General features: G+C 66.6%; 20 protein-coding genes and 1 pseudogene. 10 read left to right on the forward strand and 11 right to left on the reverse strand.

What is annotated here, in order from left to right; genetic code table 11:
* Window positions 1-32 precede the first annotated feature (32 nt).
* Window positions 33-1,145: a 4-hydroxyphenylpyruvate dioxygenase gene (gene hppD / locus D5301_RS02775; RefSeq protein WP_176433087.1), complete on the reverse strand. Its 1,113-nt coding sequence runs from the start codon at window positions 1,143-1,145 to the stop codon at window positions 33-35.
* A gap of 129 nt (window positions 1,146-1,274) precedes the next feature.
* Between hppD and D5301_RS02780 the strand changes: the two genes are divergently transcribed.
* A complete protein-coding gene (locus D5301_RS02780) occupies window positions 1,275-1,766 on the forward strand; it encodes a MarR family winged helix-turn-helix transcriptional regulator (protein WP_057501376.1) in 492 nt (163 codons plus the stop codon).
* 379 nt (window positions 1,767-2,145) lie between these two features.
* Entirely contained in the window at window positions 2,146-3,201 is a 1,056-nt protein-coding gene (locus D5301_RS02785) for a PDDEXK nuclease domain-containing protein (protein ID WP_110713982.1), read from the forward strand.
* A gap of 31 nt (window positions 3,202-3,232) precedes the next feature.
* On the opposite strand, the gene D5301_RS02790 is transcribed toward D5301_RS02785, so the two are convergent.
* The 4 genes from D5301_RS02790 to D5301_RS02805 form a co-directional block, all read right to left on the reverse strand.
* A complete protein-coding gene (locus D5301_RS02790) occupies window positions 3,233-4,372 on the reverse strand; it encodes a hypothetical protein (protein WP_153854699.1) in 1,140 nt (379 codons plus the stop codon).
* A gap of 237 nt (window positions 4,373-4,609) precedes the next feature.
* Window positions 4,610-5,215 carry a thioredoxin family protein gene (locus D5301_RS02795; RefSeq protein WP_153854700.1) on the reverse strand — a complete coding sequence of 202 codons (606 nt, stop codon included), beginning with the start codon at window positions 5,213-5,215 and terminating at the stop codon, window positions 4,610-4,612.
* Between the two features lie 19 nt (window positions 5,216-5,234).
* Entirely contained in the window at window positions 5,235-6,734 is a 1,500-nt protein-coding gene (locus tag D5301_RS02800) for a peptide MFS transporter (protein ID WP_153854701.1), read from the reverse strand.
* A 181-nt stretch (window positions 6,735-6,915) separates the two neighbouring features.
* A complete protein-coding gene (locus D5301_RS02805; RefSeq protein ID WP_125426943.1) occupies window positions 6,916-7,791 on the reverse strand; it encodes a tryptophan 2,3-dioxygenase family protein in 876 nt (291 codons plus the stop codon).
* A gap of 335 nt (window positions 7,792-8,126) precedes the next feature.
* Between D5301_RS02805 and pdhA the strand changes: the two genes are divergently transcribed.
* The 4 genes from pdhA to D5301_RS02825 are packed head-to-tail and all read left to right on the forward strand — an operon-like array spanning window position 8,127 to window position 12,009.
* Window positions 8,127-9,209: a pyruvate dehydrogenase (acetyl-transferring) E1 component subunit alpha gene (gene pdhA / locus D5301_RS02810; protein WP_153854702.1), complete on the forward strand. Its 1,083-nt coding sequence runs from the start codon at window positions 8,127-8,129 to the stop codon at window positions 9,207-9,209.
* Complete coding sequence (locus D5301_RS02815; protein ID WP_019338598.1) at window positions 9,202-10,269, forward strand: alpha-ketoacid dehydrogenase subunit beta; 1,068 nt, start codon at window positions 9,202-9,204, stop codon at window positions 10,267-10,269. Before pdhA ends, D5301_RS02815 begins: the two co-directional genes overlap by 8 nt.
* Before the next feature lies 1 nt (window position 10,270).
* Window positions 10,271-10,624 carry an SH3 domain-containing protein gene (locus tag D5301_RS02820; protein WP_005411349.1) on the forward strand — a complete coding sequence of 118 codons (354 nt, stop codon included), beginning with the start codon at window positions 10,271-10,273 and terminating at the stop codon, window positions 10,622-10,624.
* Window positions 10,621-12,009: a dihydrolipoamide acetyltransferase family protein gene (locus D5301_RS02825; protein WP_153854703.1), complete on the forward strand. Its 1,389-nt coding sequence runs from the start codon at window positions 10,621-10,623 to the stop codon at window positions 12,007-12,009. Before D5301_RS02820 ends, D5301_RS02825 begins: the two co-directional genes overlap by 4 nt.
* 123 nt (window positions 12,010-12,132) lie before the next feature.
* Here the strand turns inward: D5301_RS02825 and D5301_RS02830 are convergent, their stop codons facing one another.
* The 3 genes from D5301_RS02830 to D5301_RS02840 form a co-directional block, all read right to left on the reverse strand.
* Window positions 12,133-12,519, reverse strand: a complete 387-nt coding sequence (locus D5301_RS02830) for a VOC family protein (RefSeq protein ID WP_153854704.1) — start codon at window positions 12,517-12,519, stop codon at window positions 12,133-12,135.
* Window positions 12,520-12,763: 244 nt separating this feature from the next.
* Entirely contained in the window at window positions 12,764-13,471 is a 708-nt protein-coding gene (locus D5301_RS02835; RefSeq protein ID WP_153854705.1) for a YafY family protein, read from the reverse strand.
* Window positions 13,471-14,106 carry an NAD-dependent dehydratase gene (locus D5301_RS02840; protein ID WP_153854706.1) on the reverse strand — a complete coding sequence of 212 codons (636 nt, stop codon included), beginning with the start codon at window positions 14,104-14,106 and terminating at the stop codon, window positions 13,471-13,473. The genes D5301_RS02835 and D5301_RS02840 overlap by 1 nt, the downstream gene beginning before the upstream one ends.
* 105 nt (window positions 14,107-14,211) lie before the next feature.
* On the opposite strand from D5301_RS02840, the gene D5301_RS02845 reads away from it, so the two are divergent.
* The gene (locus D5301_RS02845) at window positions 14,212-15,750 is read left to right on the forward strand and encodes a GGDEF domain-containing protein (protein ID WP_153854707.1); all 1,539 of its coding nucleotides are present in this window, start codon (window positions 14,212-14,214) and stop codon (window positions 15,748-15,750) included.
* 936 nt (window positions 15,751-16,686) lie between these two features.
* Here D5301_RS02845 and D5301_RS02850 read toward each other — a convergent pair.
* Window positions 16,687-17,613 carry a DUF808 domain-containing protein gene (locus D5301_RS02850; RefSeq protein ID WP_153854708.1) on the reverse strand — a complete coding sequence of 309 codons (927 nt, stop codon included), beginning with the start codon at window positions 17,611-17,613 and terminating at the stop codon, window positions 16,687-16,689.
* A gap of 199 nt (window positions 17,614-17,812) precedes the next feature.
* Here D5301_RS02850 and D5301_RS02855 point away from each other — a divergent pair.
* Together D5301_RS02855 and D5301_RS02860 are read left to right on the forward strand one after the other, a co-directional pair.
* Window positions 17,813-19,468 (forward strand): annotated as a pseudogene (locus D5301_RS02855) (AarF/UbiB family protein); the annotation flags it as partial.
* A 244-nt stretch (window positions 19,469-19,712) separates the two neighbouring features.
* The gene (locus D5301_RS02860; protein WP_153854709.1) at window positions 19,713-21,818 is read left to right on the forward strand and encodes a phosphoglycerol transferase I; all 2,106 of its coding nucleotides are present in this window, start codon (window positions 19,713-19,715) and stop codon (window positions 21,816-21,818) included.
* 599 nt (window positions 21,819-22,417) lie between these two features.
* Here D5301_RS02860 and D5301_RS02865 read toward each other — a convergent pair.
* Entirely contained in the window at window positions 22,418-24,838 is a 2,421-nt protein-coding gene (locus D5301_RS02865; RefSeq protein WP_324187248.1) for a DUF3772 domain-containing protein, read from the reverse strand.
* A 95-nt stretch (window positions 24,839-24,933) separates the two neighbouring features.
* Entirely contained in the window at window positions 24,934-25,182 is a 249-nt protein-coding gene (locus tag D5301_RS02870) for a hypothetical protein (RefSeq protein ID WP_049422925.1), read from the reverse strand.
* Window positions 25,183-25,364: 182 nt separating this feature from the next.
* Here D5301_RS02870 and D5301_RS02875 point away from each other — a divergent pair, with 182 nt between their 5' ends.
* Window positions 25,365-25,859 (forward strand): lipocalin family protein, encoded by a 495-nt coding sequence (locus tag D5301_RS02875; RefSeq protein ID WP_153854710.1) that lies wholly within the window; start codon window positions 25,365-25,367, stop codon window positions 25,857-25,859.
* Window positions 25,860-25,869 lie beyond the last annotated feature (10 nt).

Genomic DNA, 25,869 nt, shown 5'->3' on the forward strand with positions numbered 1-25,869 from the left:
TGTCGGCGGGAGGCCGACATTGCCTGCAGACCTTACAGCACGCCGCGGCGGATCTGGTCGCGCTCGATGCTTTCGAACAGCGCGGTGAAGTTGCCTTCGCCGAAGCCTTCGTTGCCCTTGCGCTGGATGATCTCGAAGAAGATCGGGCCGATGCAGTTCTGGGTGAAGATCTGCAGCAGCTTGCGCTGGTGGGTTTCCGGATCGGCATCGATCAGGATCTTGTTCTTGGCCAGGCGCGCCACGTCTTCACCGTGGTTCGGCACGCGCTGGTCGATCACGTCGAAGTAGGTCTCCGGCGTATCGAGGAAATCCACGCCCTGCGCGCGCATCGCTTCGACGGTCTCGTAGATGTTCTCGGTGAAGCAGGCGATGTGCTGGATGCCCTCGCCCTTGTACGCGTCCAGGTACTCGTTGATCTGGCTCTTCGGGTCGGACGATTCGTTCAGCGGGATGCGCACGATGCCGTCCGGCGCGGTCATCGCCTTGGACACCAGGCCGGTCTTCAGGCCCTTGATGTCGAAGTAGCGGATCTCGCGGAAGTTGAACAGGCGCTCGTAGTAATCCGACCACTGCTGCATGTTGCCGAAGTACAGGTTGTGGGTCAGGTGGTCGATGAAGGTCAGGCCGAAGCCCACCGGGTGCAGGTCGGCACCGGCGATCGGCTCGTAGTCGCCGTCGAAGATGCTGCCGGCGCTGCCGTAGCGGTCGACCAGGTACAGCATGCAGTCGCCGATGCCCTTGATGACCGGCGCGCTGACCGCCTTGCTGTCCGGCTTGAAGGCGATGGCTTCGGCGCCGTTGCCCAGCGCGGTCTGGTAGACCTCCTGGCCCGGCTTCTTGAAGCGGATGGCGAAGCCGCAGGCGCACGGGCCGTGCTTTTCGGCGAAGTCCGAGGCGAACGAATCGGGGTCTTCATTGACCAGGAAGTTGACGTCGCCCTGGCGATAGACGGTAATCGGACGCTGCTTGTGCTTGAGCACCGCGCTGAAGCCCATCTTCCGGAAGTACTCGTGCAGCTCCTGGCCACGGCCGGCCGGGGCGGCGAATTCGACGAACTCGAAGCCGTCGATGCCCATCGGGTTCTCGAAGGTGGTGACCTGCATGCCGGGGTTGGGGTGCGAGGCGGTCGGGACTGCGGTATTCATGGCGTGGCTCCGAATCGGTACCGCATCGGTACAAACCAGGTGCGGGCAGGTAGGGACCCGGCGAGAATGCAGGGTCTGGACCCAACCCTTATAGTTACACTTGAAACCACCAGCAAGGTGCACCGCAACATGAGCCCCGATCCCGCCTCGACCCGCCTGCGTGCCTCGCACGTCCTGCTCGACCTGGAACAGTTCCTGCCGTACCGGCTGAGCGTGCTGTCCAACCGGGTCAGCGGCAACATCGCCAAGCTATACGGCGATCGTTACGGTCTGGCGATTCCCGAGTGGCGGGTGATCACCATCCTGGCGCTGTACCCGGGCTCCTCGGCCAGCGAGGTCTCCGACCGCACGGCGATGGACAAGGTGGCGGTCAGCCGTGCCGTGGCCCGCCTGCTGGAGCGCGGCTTCATCAAGCGCGAGACCCACGGCGACGACCGCCGCCGCTCGGTGCTTGCCCTGTCTGCAGCCGGTTTCGAGGTGTACGAGACCATCGCGCCGATGGTGATCGAGATCACCCGCAAACTGATGTCGGTGCTGAGCGACGAGGAAGAGCAGGTGCTGGAAAAGCTGATCCTGCGCTTGGCCGGCGAAGGCCTGGAGCGGATGGGCGAAGGGGTCTGAAAGAAAAAGGGGACGGAGGGGATTAAGTCGTTTTGGACCCCAAGTTGCGGGTTCCGACCCCGAGCGGTAGCGGAACAGTGGCCGGGCGATTGTCGTCCGCCCCCTTTGATCTGACGGGACCCGCTCTTTGGCGGACTGCGGACCGACCGCAAGCGATGCCATCGGACGCATTCACCTCCCGCAGATCCCGCCCTGAAGTGTCGCCCTCGCCCAGCGACATTTCCGCATTGGCCCGTTACGGCCCGTTTCCGCCAGGCTGGTGTATCGAAACGGGCTGATTCAGTGAATTCTCCTATTGGACTGCTCACGTGTGCGGCCTGACGGTAAACGTTCAACGGGTATCAGCCCGGCCATGGATCCACATCGGACGGGCCCCCTCATGGATGACTCGCGTTCAACGCTGCCGCATGGCCAGGAATTGCTGGCCGATCTCAGGGAGCTGATCTGCGCGGCGCGCAACAGGATGCACAGGACCATCAACACCGAACTGACTCTGTTGTACTGGCGGATCGGGCGTCGCATCCACGTTGATCAGTTGAGGGGCCGACGGGCCCGCTACGGAGAGCTTGTCTTCACCCGGATAGCCAAGGCGCTGACGACCGAGTTCGGTACCTCCTTCGGTGAGAAGAGCCTGCGCCGGATGGTGCAGTTCTCCACCGCATTTGCAGACGAGCAGATTGTCGTATCGCTGATACGACAATTGAGCTGGACCCACTTCATCGCACTGATCCCGCTGGCGGATCCGCTAAAGCGTGACTTCTATGCGCAGATGGCCGCCACCGAAGGCTGGAGTGTGCGCACGCTGCGCCAGCGCATCGATTCGATGCTGTACGAGCGCACGGCGCTTTCCAGTCAACCCGAGCAGACCATCGCCGATGAGTTGGCGGCACTGCGCGACAACCAGCAGCTGTCTCCAGGGCTGGTACTGCGTGATCCCTACGTACTGGATTTTCTTGGCCTCAAGGACAGCTGGGACGAGCAGGACCTTGAAAGCGCGATCCTACGCGAGATGCAGGGTTTCCTGCTCGAACTTGGCACCGGCTTCAGTTTCGTCGCCCGCCAGAAGCGCATCCAGATCGACGGCGATGACTTCCACCTGGACCTGCTGTTCTACAACCGGCGTCTGCGCAGGCTGATCGCCATCGAGCTGAAGATCGGCGAATTCAAGCCCGCCTATAAAGGGCAGATGGAACTCTATCTGCGCTGGCTGGACCGCTACGAACGTGAGGACGGCGAGCAGGCGCCGTTGGGCATCATCCTCTGCACGGGGAAGAAGGCGGGTCAGATCGAATTGCTGGAGCTGGATCGCTCAGGCATCCATGTTGCGGAGTACCTGACCACGCTGCCCTCTCGTGAGGTCCTCAAACAAAGACTGCAGACCGCCATGGAGCGGGCCCGGCAACAGCTGCAGACCGCGGCACCCGGCCCCCTGTAGATCCACGCCGCGCGTGGATGGCGCTCATGCTTCAGCTCAGATGCTTGCGCCGCGCATGGATCCACGGCACCGCCAGCGCAGCGATGGCCCCCCCGGCGAAGCCGAGCGAGGCGGCAACCGTGGCCGCTTCGACCGCGCCCGGCAGCGCCAGCGCGGCAGCCACCAGCAGCAGCGACGGCAGGCCGACGAAGGTGCCCAGGAAGAAGTGCCAGCGCGGTGACCAGGTGTTGAGCTGCAGCAGGCTGACCGGCTGCCAGGCGTCAGACGCGGCGTCCTCGGCGATCTTCGCCACGACCTTGCCCAGGTCCACTTCCGGCAGCGCGCGCCCCTGCCGCGCGGTCGCCAGCAGTTCGGCCACCGCCTCCACCGGCGGGAAACTGGACGGCCACGCGACCGGCGCCGGCACGCCATAGGCGGTCAGCAGCGGCACGCTCAGCCACGGCGCCACCAGCGGGCGCATGCGGCGGCGGCCATGCACGCACCAGATCTGTGGCTGGCCGTGGGCGGTGACGCTGTACAGCGCCAGCTCCCCGGCTGGTGGGTAGCCGAGCATGGTCACCCGCGCCGCCAGGCTGTCCTGGCCCATCGCGCGCAGGAATCCAGGACGGCTGCGCCCTTCCTGCATCCACGCCAGGCCGAGTGCACCCACCAGATAGGCCTCGGCCACATCCTTGCTGCCGGCGGTAGCGCGTTCGTCGCTGGCCAGGTACCAGGCCAGCGACTTCGGTTCGGAGACATCGTCCAGGCCCCAGCGGCTGTCGTCCCCCAGCACATGGCGCACCGGCAGGCGTGCGGGCGCGGTTTCGCCGCGTTCGCCCGGCTGCAGGAACGGCAGTACGCCCTGGATGAACGTGGACAGTTCGATGGCCCGCACGCCATGGCCCTGCCATTCCGGCGGCAGCAGCCCGGCCAGCTGGCCTTCGGCGGCCAATGCATCGAGCCGCGCCTTCTGCTCGACCAGCTTCTGCACCGCGCCCTTCAGCACCACGTTGTCGGGCAGCGCGATCTGCGGCAGGCGGTGACGCGGCGGTGCCAGTTCAACGGTGTCCTCGCCGGTACCCGCGTCATCCAGCAGTGCCTCCTGCGGCGGCAGGGTCACGCCATCGCCTGCTTCGCCGTCGGCCAGAGTGCTGGCAGGTTCGGGCAGTCGTTCGGCGTGGTCGCTGTGCATGGGCATTCCGGTAGGGTGTATCGACGGGATGTCGACTGAGGTCCTTGCCGGTAACGGCGTACGTACGGTGAAGTTGAGATGCCGATTCGGAGAGTGTGACGGCGCGCGCAATCGACCCACGTCACGCGTGGATGTTCCTCAGTGCCGACCAACGGTCGGCACCCACCGGGGGTGGCGGTCAGCGGTCGGCATCCACCGAAGCTGCCGGCCAGCGGCCGGCCAGCGGCCGGCACTACCCTATTCCGGTTTGTCAGGTGCCCACTGCTTGAGGAAGGCGGTCACCCGTGCCGGCTGGAAGGCGTCGCCCTTGCGCAGTTCGCCGGTCGCCTGCGACACCAGCAGGCTGCCATCGGCATTGAGCACCAGCAGGTGCGGGTAGTCGCGCTCCATTTCCGGGAACTGGGCGAAGAAGGCGGTGTTGGGCTGTTCGTCGCTGGCGTTGATCTTCACCCACACGTAGTGGGCATCGCGGAAGCGGCGCAGATCGCCGTTGCCTTCCACCAGCTCGTCCAGCGCCTGGCAGCGATCGCAGGCGGCGTTGCCGACCTCCAGCAGGATGCGCTTCTTGCCGCGCTGGGCTTCCACCTTGGCGGTGGCCAGATCGTCGGCGGGATCGCGGGCCGGGTCGAACTGCGCGCCGAGCCCGGCGATGGCGGCGATGTCCGCCGCCACCGGGGTGTTGCCCGAGGCCACCGGCTCGCTGGGGTCAGCGACCGGTGGCTCGGTGGGTCGGGTATCCAGAGGCTGCGTGGGCTCGGCGGCGGCAGGCGGTTGCGGTTGGGAACAGGCGCCGATCAGCGCCGCACAGACCACCCCCATTGCACCACCGAGCTTGCTGCGCATGCCTTCTACCCTCTCATCATCATTTGACGCCGTGCATCAGCTTGTTGATCAGCGGGGCGACCAGGAACAGCACCACGCCGGAGCCGATCAGGGCCCAGAACCCGAAGGTATACCCCTTCAGGGCCGACTCGACCGTCATGCCGCCTTCACCACTGACCACACCGGCGAAGATGCCCGACAGGTTGTTGCCGATGCCGGTGGACAGGAACCAGCCACCCATGCCGAAGCCGACCAAGCGCACCGGGGCCAGCTTGGTCACCATCGACAGGCCGATCGGCGACAGGCACAGCTCACCCACGGACTGGATGACGTAGACCATGAACAGGGTCCAGAACGGGATCTTGCCGTCCACCACCATCTGCGACAGGGCGAACATCAACAGCGCGAACGCGGCGCCGTTGAACAGCAGGCCCAGGCCGAACTTGCGCGGGATGGACGGATTGGCGCGGCCCATGGCCACCCAGATCCAGGCGATGATCGGTGCCAGGGTGATGATGGCCACCGAGTTGACCGACTGGAACCACGCGGTCGGGAAGGTCCAGTCACCGAACTGGCGGTTGACGATGTTCTCGGCCAGGAAGGTGAACGAGCTGCCGGCCTGCTCGAAGAACATCCAGAACATCACGTTGAAGGCGAAGATGATCAGCATGGCGATCACGCGGTCGCGCTGTACCTTGCCCTCGCGGATGCCCTCGACCAGCAGCAGCACGGCCAGCGCGGTGAACATCGCGCCCAGGATCCAGGCCAGCGCGGTGGCGCCGGTGGCCAGCAGGAAGTACGCGACCGGGATGGCGACCACGGCACCGATCAGCACCATGATGATGCGGCCGAAGCCTTCAGCGCCGGCCGGCGGTGCACCGATGCCCTTCAGGCCGGCACGACCGATGTAGAACCACACCAGCGAGATCAGCATGCCCACGCCCGAGGCAATGAACACGACCTTGTACGACGGCATTTCGGTGGTACCGAAGACCTTGCGGGCCAGGTACTCGGTCAGCACCGGGGCGATCATCGCGCCGATGTTGATGCCCATGTAGAAGATGGTGAAGCCCGAATCGCGGCGCTCGTCCTTCAGGCCGTACAGCTTGCCGACCATGGTCGAGATGTTGGGCTTGAACAGGCCGTTGCCGACGATGATCGTGGCCAGGCCGAGCTTGAAGATGTGCTCCTGCGGCAGCGAGATCATGAACAGGCCGGCGGCCATGATGATCGCGCCGGTCAGGATCGAGCGCTGGTAGCCCAGGACCCGGTCGGCCACGTAGCCACCGAAGATCGCCGCGGCGTACACCAGGGCCAGATAGGCACCGTAGATGCGGCTGGCGTCGCCTTCACCGGCAGCGTTGCCGTTGTAGAACTGGGCGACGATGTACAGCACCAAGGCCCAGCGGATGCCGTAGAACGCAAAGCGCTCCCAGAACTCGGTCATGAACAGCATCCACAACGGGCGCGGGTGGCCCAGCGTGGTCTTGAAGTCCGGCAGCGCCGGCTCTGGGGTGTTCGCAGTGGCGTTTACGCTCATGCGGATTTCCTGGTTCGGTGGATGACGAGCACGTCCGATGTGCAGTTGGAGCAACGCGCGAGGATCACCGACTTCTGGCGTTCACGTCAAATACACGCCGTTTGAGGCAGGTCACGGCCTGCTCGCTGAACTTGCATCTGAAACGATCCAGCCAATCGCCGGGGGCCAAGCTGAATGGGGATCACCCCAGTTCTGCCGGGGGCGCGGCCTGCAGGCTGGTGCGTACCTGGAACAGTTCGGGGAAGAAGGTCAGCTCCAGCGCCTTGGCCAGGAAGCCCACCCCGGACGAGCCGCCGGTGCCGCGCTTGAAGCCGATCACCCGCATCACCGTGCGCATGTGTCGGAATCGCCACAGCTGGAAGGCGGTCTCCAGATCCACCAGGTCCTCGCACAGCGAGTACTCGCGCCAGTAGCGGTCGGTGTCCTGGTAGATGCGTTCGAAGACCGGCTGCAGTGCGTCGTCGGCCACATGCGGCTGGGTCCAGTCATGGGCCTCGTAGACTGCCGGGACGGCATGGCCGAAGCGGGCCAGGTACTTCAGGAATTCCTCGTACAGGCTGGGCGCTTCCAGCACGCTGCGCAGCTGCGCCTGCCCGGCCGCGTCGTGCTCGAACACCTGCAGCATCTGCGCGTTCTTGTTGCCCAGCAGGAACTCGATGTAGCGGTACTGCAGCGACTGGAAGCCCGACGACGGGCCCAGCACGTCGCGGAAGCCCATGTACTCGGACGGAGTCAGCGTTTCCAGCACCGACCACTGCTCGGTGAGCTGGCGCAGCACCTGCTTGCTGCGCGCCAGCACCTTGCGGCATTGCCAGACTTCATCGCGCTGCAGGAAGCCGATCGCGGCACGCAGTTCGTGGCCCAGCAGCTTCAGCCACAGCTCCGAGGTCTGGTGCTGGATGATGAAAAGCATCTCATCGTGGTGCGGCGGGTTGGACAGCGGCTGCTGCGCGCTGAGCAGCTGGTCCAGCCGCAGGTAGCCGCCATAGGTCAGGCGCCCCTGCAGATCGGTGTGGATGCCGGCTTCGAGATCGCGTTGGTTGTTGTCGACGGACATGGGTGCGGCCAGATCGGGGGCGGCAAGGGTAGCGCGTTGCCGCCGTGCTGGCAGCCGCCACCTCCATACCCGGGCGTGCGGAAGGCCGTGGAGCATCGCCCGATGCCGGGCCTGCGCGTGGAACCGATCAGGCCGTTGCGCGGGCAGTCAGCCAGAGGCATATTCTGATGCTTTGCAGCAACGACTGAATACGTTGTTGTTATTGGCCCCCCACCCGCCGGCAGGGGTAAAACGGGGTGTCGCCGTGTTGCGCCGCAGGAAGGCTATTCCGTACGCGTTCCTTAACATGGCGATTCATATCATTTGTAACTTCTCTGTCGAAGGTGCAGTACGCAATGACGGTTGCCGCTGAATTCAAGATCGAATACCTGCAGTACCTGGACACGGACGGCAAGCTCGTCCGCGATGACCTGCCCGCGTCGCTGCGCGACCCCAAGGTCCTGGTACCGCTGTTCAAGCAGATGCTGTTCGTACGTACGTTCGACAGCAAATCCATCGCGCTGCAGCGCACCGGCAAGCTCGGCACCTACGCCGCCTGCCTGGGCCATGAAGCCGCGCACGTGGGCATCGGTGCCGCGATGCAGAAGGACGACGTGTTCGCACCTTCGTACCGCGAGTATGGCGCGATGTTCATGCGTGGCGTGCGCCCGCACGACGTGCTGATGTACTGGGGCGGCGACGAACGCGGCAACGATTACGGCGGCAACGCGGCCAAGGACTTCCCGTTCTGCGTGCCGATTTCCACCCAGTGCCTGCATGCCGCAGGCGCCGCGCTGAAGTTCAAGCTCAACAAGGAACCGCAGATCGCGGTGGCCGTGTGTGGCGACGGCGGCAGCTCCAAGACCGACTTCTACGCGGCACTGAATTCGGCGGGCGCCTACAAGCTGCCCCTGATCCTGTGCATCGTCAACAACGGCTGGGCCATCTCGGTTCCGCGTTCGGCCCAGACCGGTGCCGAAACGCTGGCGCAGAAGGGCCTGGCCGGCGGCCTGCACTGCCTGCAGGTGGACGGCAACGATCTGATCGCAGTGCTGGCGGCGATGGAGCAGGCGCGCGAACGTGCGCTGGCCGGCAACGGTGGCACCGTGCTGGAACTGATGACCTACCGCCTGTCCGACCACACCACCGCCGATGACGCACGCCGCTACCGCGACGACGCCGAAGTGAAGGATGCCTGGCAGCGCGAGCCGATGCTGCGCCTGCGCAAGTACCTGATCAACGCCGGCGTGTGGAGCGAGGACGAGGAAACCGCGTGGGTCGCCGAGTGCGGCGCGCGCGTGGACGAGGAAGTGAACCTGTACCTCAACACGCCGGTGCAGCCGGTCGAGGCGATGTTCGATTTCCTCTACGCCGATCCGCCGCAGGACCTGCTGGCCCAGCGTGCCCAGGCGATCGCCCTGGAGAAGCGCCATGGATGAGATCAAGAACGGCGCGCCCGGCGCGCACACCAACGCCGCCGACAGCGCCGCCGTCGCGCGCGGAGAAGAGAGCATGACCACCACCCCCATCACCCTGATCGAAGCCATCACCCAGGCACTGGCCTGGGAGCTGGAGCACGACCCGTCGGTGCTGGTGCTGGGCGAGGACGTGGGCGTCAACGGCGGCGTGTTCCGCGCCACCGCCGGCCTGCAGCAGCGCTTCGGCTCCGAACGCATCCTCGACACCCCGCTGGATGAAACCACCATTGCCGGCCTGACCATCGGTCTGGCCGCGCAGGGCATGAAGCCCGTGGCCGAGGCCCAGTTCGACGGTTTCATGTACCCGATGGTCGACCATATCGTCTGCCACGCCGCACGCCTGCGTTACCGCACGCGTGGCCGCCTGCACTGCCCGATGGTGCTGCGCGTGCCGTGGGGCGGTGGCATCCGCGCGCCGGAACACCACAGCGAAGCCAACGAGGCGATCTTCACCAACGTGCCGGGCCTGCGCGTGGTGCTGCCGTCGTCGCCGCAGCGCGCCTACGGCCTGCTGCTGGCCGCGATCCGCGAGCCGGATCCGGTGATCTACATGGAGCCCAAGCGCATCTACCGCCAGTACAAGGAAGTGGTCGTCAACGACGGCGAAGCCTTGCCGCTGGACGTCTGCTTCGTGCTGCGCGATGGCACCGACGTGACCCTGGTGACCTGGGGCGCGCAGGTGAAGGAAGCGCTGGAAGCGGCCGACAAGCTGGCCGGCGAAGGCATCAGCGCCGAAGTCATCGACGTGGCCACGCTGCGTCCGCTGGACTTCGCCACCATCGCCGAATCGGTGGCCAAGACCGGCCGCTGCGTGATCGTGCAGGAGGCCCCGAAGACCGCGGGCTTCGGCGCCGAAATCGCCGCGCGCCTGGCCGAGGAATCGATCTACGACCTGCTGGCCCCGGTCGAGCGCGTCACTGGCTACGACACCCACATTCCGCTGTTCCGCCTGGAAATGAAGTATCTGCCGAGCGTTGAGCGGATCGTGGCTGCGGCCAAGCGCGCGGTGGCGGCCGGCTGACATGCGGGCCCGCCTTCTGGGGGCTTACCGCAGCCAGTATCCCAACCCGCTCCGGTTCCACACCGGCCAGATCGTCGAAGTAGGTGTCCGTGACGAGGAATGGCCGGCGTTTGCCTGGGTACGCACCAACGATGGGCGCGCTGGATGGGCGCCCATCGCCTGGTTGCAGCTGCTGGACGAGGGTCGCGCCGAAGCGCTGTGCGACTACGACGCCCGCGAGCTGGATGTGGAAAGCGGCGAGATGGTGAAGCTTCATCACGAACACGGCGGGTGGTGGTGGTCCGAGCGCGCCAATGGCGCGACGGGTTGGCTGCCGGCCCGCGAACTGGAACTGCTGGAAGAGAACTGCAAATGAGCCAGACCAAGAACTTCAACCTGCCCGACCTGGGCGAAGGCCTGCCGGACGCGACCATCGTCGAGTGGTTCGTCAAGGAAGGCGATGTGATCAAGCTGGACGAGCCGCTGGTCTCGATGGAGACCGCCAAGGCCGTCGTCGAAGTGCCGTCGCCGTTCTCCGGCAAGGTGCTGAAGCTGTCCGGCGCTGCCGGCGACATCATCCCGACCGGCTCGGTGCTGGCCAGCTTCGAACTGGACCCCAACCTGCCACAGCGCGCGGATGGCCAGGACACCGGCCACAGCCACGGCCATGCTGCACCGGCCGCGGCACCGACCCCGCCGCCGCTGCCGGCCGCTGCCGCGCCGGTGGCCGCCGAAGCGGCCAAGCCCGCCGCCGCCGAGCGTGATGACGCCGGTACCGTGGTCGGCGCCATGCAGAGTTCCAACGCCGTGCACGCCGAGCAGGCGCTGGCCGTCGGTGGCGTCAAGGCCGTGCCGGCCGTGCGTGCCACCGCGCGCAAGCTGGGCGTGGACCTGTCCCGCGTGCGCGCCACCGGCGCCGATGGCGCGGTGACCATGGCCGACGTCAAGCAGGCGGCTGCGGATGGCAGCGCCAAGATCGGTGCCGCTCCGGCCCCGGCCGCTGCTGCCGCCTATGCCGCGCCGGCCCCGGCGCAGGTGTCTGCCCCGGTGCAGAGCGAAGCCCGCACCCCGCTGTCTGCCGCCGGCAAGCCGATGCGCACCCAGCCGCCGGGCGTGGTCGCCAAGGGCCAGCCGGAACCGCTGAAGGGCGTGCGCCGCAACATGGCGCGCGTGATGGCCGATGCGCACAGCAAGGTCGTGCCGACCACGCTGAACGACGACGCCGACATCCACGCCTGGCTGCCGGGCAACGACGTCACCGCGCGCCTGGTGCGTTCGATCGTGGTCGCCGCACAGAAGGTGCCGGCGATGAACGCCTGGTTCGACGGTGAAGCGCTGACCCGCACCCTGCACGCGCAGGTGGACATCGGCATCGCCGTGGACACCGACGACGGCCTGTTCGTGCCGGCCCTGCGCAACGCCGACATGCTCGACGCACGCGGCATCCGTGAAGGCGTCAACCGCCTGCGCGAGCAGGTGGAATCGCGTTCGATCGCCGCCTCGGAACTCAGCGGCTACACCATCTCGCTGTCCAACTTCGGCATGTTCGCCGGCCGCTACGCGACCCCGGTCGTGGTGCCGCCGTGCGTGGCCATCGTCGGTGCCGGCCGTGCCCGCCACCAGATGACCCCGGTGATGGGCGGCGTGGAAGCGCACAAGGTGATCCCGCTGTCGGTCACCTTCGACCACCGCGCGGCCACTGGCGGCGAAGCCGCTCGTTTCCTGCGCGCGATGATGGACGACCTGGCGCTGGCCAGCTGATCGGCCACCTTATCGGTGGGTGCCAACCTTGGTTGGCACATGAACTGGAAAAACGCCGGGCGCTGCCCGGCGTTTTTTTGTGCCCGCATCCACGCATGGCGTGGATCTACACAATGCGGGCGATCAATCGCGCGCGACCATGCCTTCCGCGCGGCTGTAGACACGCAGGCGGTGGCCATCCGGATCGGCGCCGACGAAAGTATGGCCGAATTCCAGGGTCACCGGTGCCTGCAGGATCTGCACACCGAGTGCGCGCCACGCATCGTGCATCTGCTGCACGGCCTCCGGGTTGCCGACCACCATCGCCAGTTCGGCGGCACCGGCCTGTGCGGACACCGGCGGCTGCACGTCGTCGCGTTGCCACAGGCCCAGTGCGGCGCCATCGCCGAGCAGGAACAGGGCGAAACCGGGCGACTGCTCGACCGGTGGCTTGCCGAGAATGCCGCTGTAGAACGTGGCGCTGGTGGCGACGTCGCGCACGTACTGCAGCAGGGTGCTGGGCGTGAACATGGGGAAGCTCCGTTGTTGGGAGCAATCATGGTGGTACGGCCCTGCTGACAGATTCTGTCAGTAGCGTCGAGCGTGCTCGACTGCTGTTGCCCTTGCCCTGGTAGATGTCGAGCTTGCTCGACTGCTGTTCGCGAAGATCAAAGGCGGTCGAGCAAGCTCGACCCCCTACCAGGAGCAAAGAGCGAAGGCCACCCTCCCCCAGGAGCCGGAAGCGAAGCACGGAAGCAGGCGGGCAAACCCGACACTACGAACGATCCAACCAGTCCGGTGCGATGCCCTGTGCCTTCTGCCAGCGCCGCAGCAGGGTGGCGCGCGGCACGAGGTAGCGATCCTCCAGCACGCGCACCTGGCGGATGCGGTCCAGGCGAAAATGGCGGAAGTCCTCGCGGCCTTCGCACCACGCCGCCAGCATCGGCACTTCATCGAAGTAGCCCAGCGCGAACGGCCACACAATGCGCTCGGTACGTTGGCCCTGCGCATCCTGGTAACCGAACCGCAGGCGCTGCTGCGAACCCATAGCCTCACGCACGGCCTGCAGGCGTGCCGCCGGCACCTTGGCCGCAGCGCGCGAAGGGCCAACGCGCAGGCCGCTATCACGCAAGGCTTCCCGACGTGCTGCTGGCAATACATGCGCGATACGCGCCAAAGCATCGCGTGCGGCCTCAGCCAACGCCGGCTCGGTGCGCGCCGCGACCCAGCGCAGGCCAAGCACCAGCGCGTCGATCTCGGCGGGCGGCAGGGTCATCGGCGGCAGGGTATCGCTCGGTGCCAGCTGGTAGCCGACGCCAGCCTCACCGCGCAGGTCGGCACCCTGCTCGCGTAGCGTCTCGATATCGCGGTACAGCGTGCGCAGACTGATACCCAGCGCTTCGGCCAGCACCTGCCCGGCCACCGGCCGTCGATGGCGGCGCAGCAGCTGCAGCAGCTGGGTCAGGCGCAGCGCACGCGACATCAGCCGACCAGCGCGCTGGATGCCACTACATGCTGCCCCGGTTGCGGGGCCAGCGCGGCCTCGACCAGTGCCTTGGCGATCTCGCTGGCCGGGTTGATCCGCCACGCCCGTGGCAACACCGGCCCCAGCGCGCCGAGCACCGTCAGGGCCAGGCGCTCGCCACGTCGCACCTCGGTGCGCTCGCCCCCGATCAGCCCGGGGCGGACCAGGGTCAACGAGTTGAAGCCCAGCGCGCGCAGGTCACGCTCCAGCTCACCCTTCACCCGGCTGTAGAAGATCGACGACTGCGGGTTGGCACCGGCTGCGGAATTCAGCACATAGGTCTGCGCACCCTGCGCCTGCGCCAGCCGGGCGAACGCCAGCGGGTAGTCGTGGTCGATGCGATGGAAGGCCTCACGGCTGCCGGCCTGGGCGATGGTGCTGCCGAGCGCACAGATGACCGCGTCCACGCGTGCCCACTCGGGCGCGCCAGGCAACGCATCGAAGGCCAGCACTGGATTCTCCAGCTTGGCGTGGGCCACAGCCAACGGGCGGCGGGTCGGCGCGATCACGGCGCTGCAGCGCGGGTCGTCCAGCAGCCTGGACAGGGTCAGCCCGCCGACCAGGCCGGTCGCCCCCAGCAACATCACGCGCATCACCACCTCCACTGCGGCATCCTGTCGCCCATCCTAGCCGTTCAAGCCGTCGGCGGCCGCGCCGATATGCTGGAACCAGTCCCTGCCAGCCCCAGGATTTGCTCGATGACGGACCAGCCCGACCACCGCCCTGCCCCCGGTACCGCCCTTGGGCCGCCGGCACGCGTGCGCGCGGTGGTGGACGATGGCCTGGGTGACCGGGTGGTGCTGCAGGGCGGCGGCGGGGTGGCGCTGCAGCAGCTGTTTGCCGGTGCCGACGCGCCGGAGCCGCTACTGGCCGCGTTCGCCAACGGCATGGCCACCCTGCCCGGCGAACTGGGTGACATGGGTGATCGCCTGCAGTCGGCGCAGGCCAGTGCCGATTGGCCGCGCTACGGGCGCGCGATGCGGCAGCTGATCGACAAGTACATCCGCACCATCGAGCAGCATTCACCGGACGGGCAGCCGGAAAGCCTGCGCCTGTCCGAGCAGCTGCGCCTGCTGCTGGGCGGCGCCGTGGTGGCCCTGCTGCAGCACGACCCGGATCTGCGCGAGCAGGCCCAAGCGCTGGCCACGCGCCTGCGCCAGTGGCAGCCGGGTACCGCACTGGAGCCGATCGAACAGGGTGTGCGCGAACTCGGCCACCAGGTCGGCGTGCGTGCCGAGAGCTGGCAGGAGCAGCAGGCGCTGCTGCTGGAGCTGTTCGCGCTGCTGCTGGAGAACGTGAGCGAGCTGCTGGATGACCGCAGCTGGCTGCAGGGCCAGATCGCGGCGGTGCGCCAGTTGCTGGACGGGCCGTTGGAAGCTGAGGCGGTCGAGCGCACCCGCGCCGAACTGCGCGAAGTGATCTACAAGCAGGGGCTGCTGCGCCAGGGCATCGACGATTCGAAGGCGGCGATGCGCGGCTTGATGGGCGAGTTCATCGAGCGCATGGACGGCATGGCCACCAGCACCGGCGAATACCACGACCGCATTGGCAGCTATGCGCTGCAGCTGCGCGAGGCACGCAGCATTGCCGACCTCAACCAGTTGCTGCAGGACGTGATGCGCGACACCGGCAAGGTGCAGCAGCAGGCCGCGCAGGCGCGCGATCACCTGGCCAACGCGCGCCAGGAAGTGGAGCGTGCAGAGCAGCGCATCGCCGAGCTGGAGCAGGAACTACGTGCCGCCGGTGACCTGGCGCACATCGATCCACTGACCCAGGCGCTGAACCGCCGCGGCCTGGACGAACTGCTGCAGCGTGAACTGGCCCGCGCCGCGCGCAACAACTCGCCGCTGGGCGTGGCGGTGATCGACCTGGATGATTTCCACCAGACCAACGATGCACATGGCCATGCCGGTGGCGATGCACTGCTGCAGCACCTGGTAACCGTCTGCAAGCTGTTGCTGCGCGCCACCGATGGCATCGCGCGGCTGGGTGGCGACGAGTTCGTGCTGGTGCTGCCGGAGACCCAGGGCGCCGACAGCATGGCCACCGTGCAGCGCCTGCAGCGTTCACTGGCACACCGCGTGCTGACCGTGCAGGACCAGCGCGTGCCGGTGCATTTCAGTGCCGGGCTGGCGCAATGGCAGCCCGGCGACGATACCGAGACCCTGCTGCGCCGCGCCGATGACGCGCTGTATGCAGCCAAGCGGCAAGGCAAGAACCGGGTACAGGCGGGGTAGTTCTCCGGTACACCGGAAACCGCTTTGGTAGGTGCCAACCTTGGTTGGCACGCGCCGGAACAAAGCGCCGACCAAGGTCGGCCTCTACCAACGCCAAGGACAGCGCTTCGGTAGGTGCCAACCTTGGTTGGCACGCGCGGAAACACAGCGCCGACCAAGGTCGACCTCTACCAATGCAAAGGACAGCGCTTCGGTAGGTGCCAACCTTGGTTGGCACGCGCCGGAGCAAAGCGCCGACCAAGGTCGGCCTCTACCAATGCAAAGGACAGCGCTTCGGTAGGTGCCAACCTTGGTTGGCACGCGCCGGAGCAAAGCGCCGACCAAGGTCGGCCTCTACCAATGCAAAGGACAGCGCTTCGGTAGGTGCCAACCTTGGTTGGCACGCGCCGGAACAAAGCGCCGACCAAGGTCGGCCTCTACCAATGCAAAGGACAGCGCTTCGGTAGGTGCCAACCTTGGTTGGCACGCGCGGAAACACAGCGCCGACCAAGGTCGGCCTCTACCAATGCAAAGGACAGCGCTTCGGTAGGTGCCAACCTTGGTTGGCACGCGCCGGAGCAAAGCGCCGACCAAGGTCGGCCTCTACCAATGCAAAGGACAGCGCTTCGGTAGGTGCCAACCTTGGTTGGCACGCGCCGGAACAAAGCGCCGACCAAGGTCGGCCTCTACCAATGCAAAGGACAGCGCTTCGGTAGGTGCCAACCTTGGTTGGCACGCGCGGAAACACAGCGCCGACCAAGGTCGGCCTCTACCAATGCAAAGGACAGCGCTTCGGTAGGTGCCAACCTTGGTTGGCACGCGCGGAAACACAGCGCCGACCAAGGTCGGCCTCTACCAATGCAAAGGACAGCGCTTTGGTAGGTGCCAACCTTGGTTGGCACGCGCGGAAACACAGCGCCGACCAAGGTCGGCCTCTACCAGGCAATGGGCCGGCGCCTACTTCCCGCGCAGCTTCTGGAACCCGGTCACCGCGGCCAGCACGATGGCGCCGGCGATGATGCCGACCACCATGTTGCCCACCGCACTGATCAGCCAGCCCCACTGCCCTTCCCCGCCCAGCGCCTGCACCGCGTGGTGCAGCGCCGGCACGTTGTGCACCAGGATGCCACCGCCCACGAGGAACATGGCGATGGTCCCGGCTACCGACAGGAACTTCATCAGCCACGGCGCGGAGGCGACCAGGCCGCGACCGAAGGCAGCGATGGCCCCCCCCTTGCGCGACAGGTACAGACCTACGTCGTCGAGCTTGACGATGCCCGCCACCAGTCCGTAAACGAAGATCGTCATCGCCAGCGCCACCACCGCCAGGGTGATCACCTGGTTGGTGAACGGTGCGGTGGCGACCACGCCCAGGGTCAGCACGATGATCTCGGCCGAGAGGATGAAGTCGGTGCGGATCGCGCCCTTCACCTTGTCCTTCTCCCACGCGACCATGTCCACCTGCCCATCGGCCAGCGCCTTGCGACGCTCGGCCAGGCGCTCGGCATCGTCGTCAGCCGAATGCAGGAAGCGGTGCGCCAGCTTCTCCACGCCCTCGAAACACAGGAAGGCACCACCGATCATCATCAGCGGCACGATCAGCGGCACGTTCCAGCCACGGCTGTGCAGCCAGGCTTCCAGCGCACTGATCGCCAGGGCCGCCGGCACCAGGATCACCTTGTTCACCAGCGAGCCCTTGGCCACCGCCCACACCACCGGCAGTTCGCGGTTGGCGTTGACCCCGGTCACCTGCTGCGCGTTCAGCGCCAGATCGTCGCCCAGCACGCCCGCGGTCTTCTTCGCCGCGACCTTGGTCAGCACCGAGACATCGTCCAGCAGGGAGGCGATATCGTCGAGCAGGGCAAACAGGCTGGCACCGGCCATGGGGCGTCCAAGAGAGGGAATGAGCGGATTCTGACCGATACCGGGGCAGCTGCGGAAGCGGTCGGATTCACCGCGTGCCTACCGGCCCCCGGCGACACTGCGGAATCCGGACATTGCCGGCCAGCGGCCGGCACTACCTGTATTCGTCGCATGGGAGTGTCGCTTGAGCAATCCGCCCACCGCCAATGGCAACCCTCCGCTGGTCAAAGGCATGAACCGGCGCAGCCAGATCCTGCGCCTGCTGATGCGCTACCGCCATTCGGGCGTGTTCTCGGGCATGAACCTGGACGCCGCCAGCAACCAGGCCGATGTGCCCGCCGATGGCAACCCGGAACAGTTCGTCAGCGACCTGGAAGCGCTGGGACCGACCTTCGTCAAGCTGGGCCAGATGCTGTCCACCCGCCCGGACATGGTGCCGGTGGAGTTCGCCACCGCGCTGGAGCGCATGCAGGAAAAGGTGGCCGAGATCCCGGTCGAGCGCATCCATGCCATCGTCGAGCAGGAGCTGGGCGCGCCGGTGAACAAGCTGTTTGCCGCGTTCGATCCCGAGCCACTGGGATGCGCGTCGATCGCGCAGGTGCATCGCGCGGTGCTGCACGATGGCCGCCAGGTGGCGGTGAAGGTGCAGAAGCCCGAGGTCGCCGCGCAGCTGCGTTCGGACCTGGAGGCGTTGCGCAGCTTCGCGCTGGCGGCCGACCACCTGACCCAGGTCGGTCGCCGCGTACGCCTGCGCGACTGGCTCAACGAGTTCGCCAAGACCCTGATGCAGGAGCTGGACTACCACGCCGAGGCCGAAAACCTGGCCCGTTTCGGCCGCCATCTCAAGCCGTTCCGGCGGCTGTGGATTCCGCAGCCGCTGTGGGATTACAGCAGCCAGCGCGTGCTGACCATGGAACTGGCCACCGGCGTGCGCGTAGATGCGATTCCCGATGTGCGCCGCACCGAGCAGTCGATGGACCCGCTGGCGGCGGCGCTGATCCGCGGCTACCTGGACCAGATCTTCGTGCACGGCGAGATCCATGCGGATCCACACCCGGGCAATCTGCGGGTGATGCCCGATGGCCGGCTGGCGATCTTCGACCTGGGCATGGTCGCGCACATGCCGCCACGCCTGCGCGAGCGGCTGCTGAAGATCCTGTTCGCTGCCGTCGATGGCCGCGGCGAAGAAGTGGCCGACGACCTGATCAGCATCAGCACGCGGCTGGAGGCGTTCGACGAAGAACGCTACCTGCGCGAGACCGGCCAGCTGATCGCGCGCTACGCCGCCAGCGGCAGCTTCTCCGAAGGCCGCGTGGTGCTGGACATGGTGCGCATCGCCACCGCCTGCGGCCTGCGCACGCCGCCGGAACTGAGCCTGCTGGGCAAGGCCCTGCTCAACCTGGAAACCGTGTGCCGGCTGCTGGCACCCGAGCTGGAAACCCGCCGCATCGTCGAGCGCCAGCTGCAGCACGTGATGCGTGCGCGCCTGAAGAAATCGCTGTCGGCAGCCAACATCGCCAGCGAGGCGATGGAGTTGCAGCAGCTGCTGCGCGATGGGCCGCGCAAGCTGTCGGACATCATGGCGCTGCTCGCCGAGAACCGCCTGCAGATGAAGGTGACCGGGCTGGAAGAATCACGGTTGATGGAAAACCTGCAGAAGATCGCCAACCGGGTGGCAGCCGGCATCATCAGCGCGGCATTGATCATGGCTGCGGCAATGATGATGAAGATCGACACCGGCTGGCACCTGTTCGGCTACCCGCTCATCGCCCTGATCCTGTTGTTCATCGGCGTGGTGCTCGGCCTGGGCATCGTGACCAGTGCATTGCTGTTCGACCGTCGTGCGCGGGCACGCGAAGAGCGCGGGCACCGCTAGCGCGTCGACGAAAACACCCGTATTCATGCGGTTTTTAATGCAATCCAACGAAGCCTTTCACGCTCGTTTTACCTTCTGAGCGCGATTGCACACGCGTCATTTCAACAAACATTTCAGTCAGGTTCGTGCATGCACTATCGGGTCATCGGCCTGTCATGTGGATGTGCTTGTGGCAGCGCCGGTCGGATGGACACGCGTCGGTACGACGTCCATCACCACCACCCCGTCACTGCCGAAGCTGCCTATGCTCTGGATACTGCTGCTGTCGTTGTTGCTGTTGTGCTGGTTGTTCCTCGCGTCCGAAAAGTGGGTGTGGTGGAAGGCCGCTGCGTTCTCGCTGCTGCTGCTGACGCTCAGCGCATGGTGGCTGATCGACAAGCTGTCGGGTGATGGGCTCAACGCTGCAACGCTGTACCACCTGGGCGCCGACATGGAAGGCGCCGGTGTCTCCGATTTCAAGGGCTATATCGCCGGCTTCATCGTGCTGGCGCTGGTCTCGCTGCTGCCGCTGTTCGCCACACGGGTGAAGCGCTGGCGCCGGCCCGGTCGCGGCGGTGCCTGGTTCGCCGGCTTCGCTGCAGTATGGGTGGCCACGATCATGATCAGCCCGCTGGCCCGCGACGGCCAACGCCTGTACCAGCAATTGCGCCCGGTCGACTTCGCCCGCATCGCGCCCGAATACCAGGTGCCGACGCAGCCGCTGCAGCGCCCGCGCAACATCGTCTGGATCTATGGCGAAAGCCTGGAACGCACCTACCTGGACGAGAACGTGTTCCCGGGCCTGATGCCCAATCTCAACCGTCTGGCCACGAAGTCGCTGGACGTGCGCGGCCTGGCCTCGGCCGAAGGCAGCGGCTGGACCATCGCCGGCCTGGTCTCGTCGATGTGCGGTGTGCCGCTGACCACCTCCCAAGGCGACGAGAACAGCATGGACCGCATGGGCAGCTTCCTGCCCAAGGCCGTGTGCCTGGGCGACTACCTGAAGCAGCAGGGCTACACCAACCACTATCTGGGTGGCGCCAACGGCCAGTTCGCCGGCAAGGGCCAGTTCCTGGCCAGCCACGGTTTCGACGAAGTACACGACCTGGCGTGGTTCAAGCAGCAGAAGAAGATCGGCCGCATCCACTACTCGGCCTGGGGCGTGCACGACGACGTGCTGCTGGACACCGCCTACCAGCGCTTTGAACAGCTCTCGCGCGCCGGCTCACCGTTCATGCTGACCACGCTGACCATGGACACCCACCATCCGGCGGGCCACCTGCCGGTGTCGTGCAAGGGCGAGCGCTACCAGAGTCAGTACGGCAACATCAACATGCTCAACGCGCTCAAGTGCAGCGACCGCCTGATCTCGCAGCTGGTGCAGCGCATCCAGGCCAGCCCGTACGGCAAGGACACGCTGATCGTGATCGCCTCCGACCACCTGGCGATGCCCAACGATCTGACCCACATCCTGACCCGGCAGAAGCGCGAGAACCTGCTGCTGTTCCTGGGCGATGACATTGCCCCGCAGCAGCTCAGCGCCGACGCCGGTACCACCCTGGATTCGGGCGCGACCCTGCTCAGCCTGCTGGACCCGAACCTGAAGACGATGGGCTTCGGCCGTTCGCTGATCGACAGCCAACGCACGCCCAGCGCCAGCGTGGCGACCCAGCGCGATGGTGGCCGCGACTATCCGCAGTACCTGGCCTTCGCGCGTTCACTGTGGCTGGGCGAACCGACCCGCGAACTGAAGATCGATGGCGATGACCAGGTGGTGGTCGGCCTGCAGCACGTGCAGCCGCCGGTGCTGCTGGAGTACGACAAGGACTGGGGGTTGAAGTCGGTGTACCTGGAGAACACCTCGCGCCAGTTCGACGATGCCAACCCGGACAACACCCTGGCCTATGTCGATCGCTGCACCGCGTTCGAGGATGGCTCAGCCGATGGTGACTGGTGCGCCCTGCTGGTCAACCGTGACAACGGCATCAAGCTGTACCGCGACAATGACCTGCGCGGTGGCATTGCCGTGGATGCACCGCTGGATGCGTTCCAGGGCCCGCGCCCGAGCGTGCGCCAGGCGCACATGATCACCCAGAAGGGCCGCCGTACCCGTGCCGGCCAGTACATGCTGCAGCTGGTGGCAAGCACGCGCCCGGATCGTGGTTTCTGGATCGAGGCGGTGTCCTCGCAACGCAAGGTGGTGCTGGCCCAGCAGTGGGTGCAGCCCGATGCCAACGGCAAGATCAACGTGTCGTTCGGGCTGGACCACGAAGTGGATGATCTGGAGATCCGCGCGTGGTTGAACCACGCCGAGAAGCTGGCGGTGGATACGTTCGCACTGGTGCCCTCGCGCAGCCGACCACGAGGATAGGGGTTTCTTTGCAGGGCTGCGCCCTGCACCTGCTACAGGCCGGAGCAAAGGCAACATCAACGGCAACAGCGTGCATTCCGTGGTTTGGCGGGGCGGTGTCGGAGTGCGGGGACGCCGTGAACCCATCCCTGGGGGCTTGGCAGCCGCTTGCTCGTGTGCGCAGTCCTGCGCACACGGCAAGACCGGGGTTGGGCGTCCTGCCCAACCCGCCCGAGGCATGCCTCGGGCCCATGCGGCTGACACCCCGCACTCCGACACCGCCCCACCTCTGACAGATTCCTGCGGCTGTTGGTAGGTGTCGACCTTGGTCGACACTTCTGTCAGATTTCGAAATCGATCTGGGGTCAGATCCGTTTTCCTCCGGAAAACGGATCTGACCCCAAGAGCATGTCCAGCAGATCACGGAAATCTGTCGAAGGCGGGGTGGGTCCGGTTGCGGGGGCGTGAGCCGCATGGATGCGGCGACCGAGCTTACATGGACGTACTTGCAGCGTCCCCCGCAACCGGACCCACCCCGCCAAACCACGGAATGCACGCTGTTGCTGTTGCCTTTGCTCCGGCTCGTAGCGGGTGCAGGGCGCAGCCCTGCAGAACACCCCCTACTCCTGCGGATCGCGGGTGATGTGGATGTCGGTCGGGGTCGACAGCGGGATGTTCCGCTCGGCCAGGATCTGCAGCAGGCTGAAGTACAGATCGCTGCGGGTGGCATACACCTGCCGCGGGCTGGCCACGTACGCAAAACTGTTGATGGTGATCTGGCCACCGGCAATGCTGTCGATGTAGACCGTCGGCGCCGGCTGCTTCAGCACGTTGGTGTGCGCGGTATAAGCATCCAGCAGCGCCTGCCGCAGGTTGCCGACATCGGTGCTGGGTGGCACCGCGAACTGGATCTGGATGCGGCCCTGGTTGTTGCCCATCGTCATGTTGCGCACGGTCTTGGTGACCAGCTCGGAGTTGGGCACGATCAACGTCGACTTGTCTCCCACCTGGATCTCGGTCGAGCGCAGGCTGATGCGGCGGATGTCGCCCTCCTGGTCGCCCAGCTTCACCCAGTCGCCGATCTTCACCGGGCGCTCGGCCAGCAGGATCAGGCCGGAGACGAAGTTCTGGGTGATCACCTGCAGGCCAAAACCAATACCCACCGACAGCGCGCTGACCAGCAATGCCAGCTTGCTCAGCTGCAGGCCCATGGCCGACAGCGCCCAGATCACCGCGATGATGATGCCCACGTAGCGGGCGACGGTACTGACCGAGTTGCGTGCGCCCAGGTCCAGCTCGGTCTTGGGCAGGTAGGTGTCGGTCAGCCAGCGCTGCACCAGCTGGGTGATCGCCAGACCGGCCAGCAGCACCAGCACCGCCAGCACGATCCGCACCGGTTCCAGCTTCGTTCCACCGACATCGAATCCTGAGGTGAACAGCGAAGAGAAGCGCTCGACCACCGCGCCGATGTTGCCGAACGGCGCCACCAGCGCCAGCAGGGCAAGCAGCACGACAATCGTGCGCAGCGCCGCCGACAGCAGCACGCCGGCCTGCTCCAGCCGCGACACACTCAGGCCGGTACTGAGCAGGATGGTCTGGCCGACCTTGCTGTCGGCGTTGAGCATCCAGGTGCTCAGGTCATCGACGAACTTGAACAGCAACGTCGCGGCCAGCACCACGATGCTGCCGCCGATCAGCTGCTGGTTCACGAACTTGGCGAAGTTCAGGTAGCCCAGCAACGTAGCAATGATGGCCGCCACCACCGCGATGTTGCCCGCTACCCGGGCCAGTACCAGCCAGCTGCTGCGGCGCACTGGCGTACTCACGCCAAGGCCATCGGCCTGCGCTTCCAGCTTGGCCTCGGCCTCGGCGGTCTGCCGCCGATGCAGGCGCGCCAGCGTCACCAGCATAGCCATGATCAGGCCCAGGTAGGTCAGGGCAATCAGGCCATCCAGCGCCACCGTGGTGACGTCGCTGGTGCGCGTGGCCTGGTCCAGGGCCACCAGCACCGTGCTCAGCCAGGCCAGCGCCGCCGCACCCCACGCGTACTTGCGCAGCTTCAGCGCGGCGGTATCGTCCAGGTTCAACAGCCGCCATGACGGGCGCTTGGGCACCAGCAGGCAGGCGCTGAGCGCTGCAATGAAGGCCGCACGGAAGGTGGCGGTCTCCAGGCCGTCGGCCACCACCTGCAGGCGCGGCGCGATCGCATCGATGGCATCCAGCGCCGCCATCAGCACCACCACCGCATAACCCGGCAGCAGCGTGCCCACCAGCAGCAGCCACATGGCCAGGCCGGACCGGCGCAGGCGACCATCGGGCGCACGCTCGGACGCGGCAAAGCGACGTCCCAGCCTGCGCAGCCACAGCCGCAGCGGGAACATCATCACCAGCGCGGCCAGCAGGCCCAGCAACGGTGTGCCCCAGCCATTCGTGCGGATGCCGGCGACCAGCGCGTCGCGCCCCTGCTCGGCCAACGGCGCAACGCGCGCGATATCGATCGGCAGGCGCTCGGCCACCTTGCTCCACAGCGCAGGCGACAGCGGCGAGGCGACCTTCTGGCCCAGTTCTTCCGTGCGTTGTGCGGTGCGCTGCTGCTCGATGTCCGCCGCCAGCTGCTGCGCACGCACGGCACTGGCCTTGGCCTGCACCACCGAAGCGGCCAGGCCGTCGCGCTGCTTGGTGAGGGTGCGCCGTTGCGCCGCCAGCTCCGGCGGCTCAGTGGCGCCTTCTGCCGGCGTTCCCAGCTGCGCCAGCTGCTCGTCGAGGCGGTCCAGCTGTGGCTGTAGCGCCTTTTCCAGCGCCTCGGCGTCACGCCGTGCCTGCGAGGCATTCTCGGACAGCATCGCCAGCGTCTCGGTGGCTTCTGCATCGCCACGCTTGCGCTCCACATCCTTCAGGCTGGAATCGATATCCGCCAGCTGCTGCTTCGGCGTGGGGTCCTCATCCTGCGCCAGCACCGGCGCAGACAGCAGGAAGGCAGTGCACAGCAGCAGGACCCACCAGGGCCCCCGTGCACGGATCGATCGCAGGAAAGAAGACACGCAGCCACACCGGTTCGCGCGGACCACCGCGCCTGCGCGCGACTATACGGCAGAGCCGGTCAAGGCCGGATGGGCGCCCCCGCCAGCGTCGCGCATCAGTACTTCAGGCGCAGCTCTTCCACGGCCGGCTGCTGCAGCGCGTACCAGTCCTGGAACTCTTCCTCGGTGATCTCATCGGGCGCATACACCGCCACCGGGTGCCAGTCGTGGTCGGTCGGCAGCGGCTGGCGCGGGCCGGCACGCAGGCTGTAGGCCACGCCTTCATAGTCGACCAGGTCATCGACCTGCGGCCACTGTTCGCGTGCGAACGCGGATTCACTCTTCAACAGGATCACCTGGTACATCGGCACCTCCACCTCGGTTGGATCAGGAAAACACGGCGCTGGCAGCAGGATACCGCCACGCCGGTGACAACGGGCGCTCCGCCGGGGCGACGGAACGTTCTGGACACGGCCATCGCCCCGGCTTCACCCGCCCATGGCAAGGCCATCGGCATCGTGGAGGCCCACCCCTGCCACGATCACCGATGACCGAGCACCCGCCGCTGAAGACCGTTGCCGACCTCAAGCTGCCCCGCTACCTGGGCACCTGGTACGAGATCGCGCGCCTGCCGATGCGCCATGAACCGGAAGGCTGTACCGACGTGTCGGCGCACTACACCCTGCTCGACAACGGCAACGTTGGCGTCACCAACCGCTGCCGCATGGACGGCGAGGTCGAGGAAGCCACCGGCGAGGCCTGCGCCGTCGACAACGACAGCGCGCGCCTGGAGGTGAGCTTCCTGCCCAAGGGCCTGCGCTGGTTGCCGTTCGCCAAGGGCGATTACTGGGTGATCCAGGTCGCTCCGGACTACAGCGTGGCACTGGTCGGCAGCCCAGATCGCAAGTACCTGTGGCTGCTGGCGCGCGAGCCGCGCCTGGACGCGACCGTGCAGGACCATTATCTGGCGGCGGCCCGCCTGCAGGGCTTCGATCTGTCCGAACTGATCCAGACCCCGCATACCGGCCAGCCCACTGCCTGAGCGGCGCCAC

The sequence above is a fragment of the Stenotrophomonas sp. MH181796 genome, assembly GCF_009659995.1.
GTDB classification, from domain to species: domain Bacteria; phylum Pseudomonadota; class Gammaproteobacteria; order Xanthomonadales; family Xanthomonadaceae; genus Stenotrophomonas; species Stenotrophomonas riyadhensis.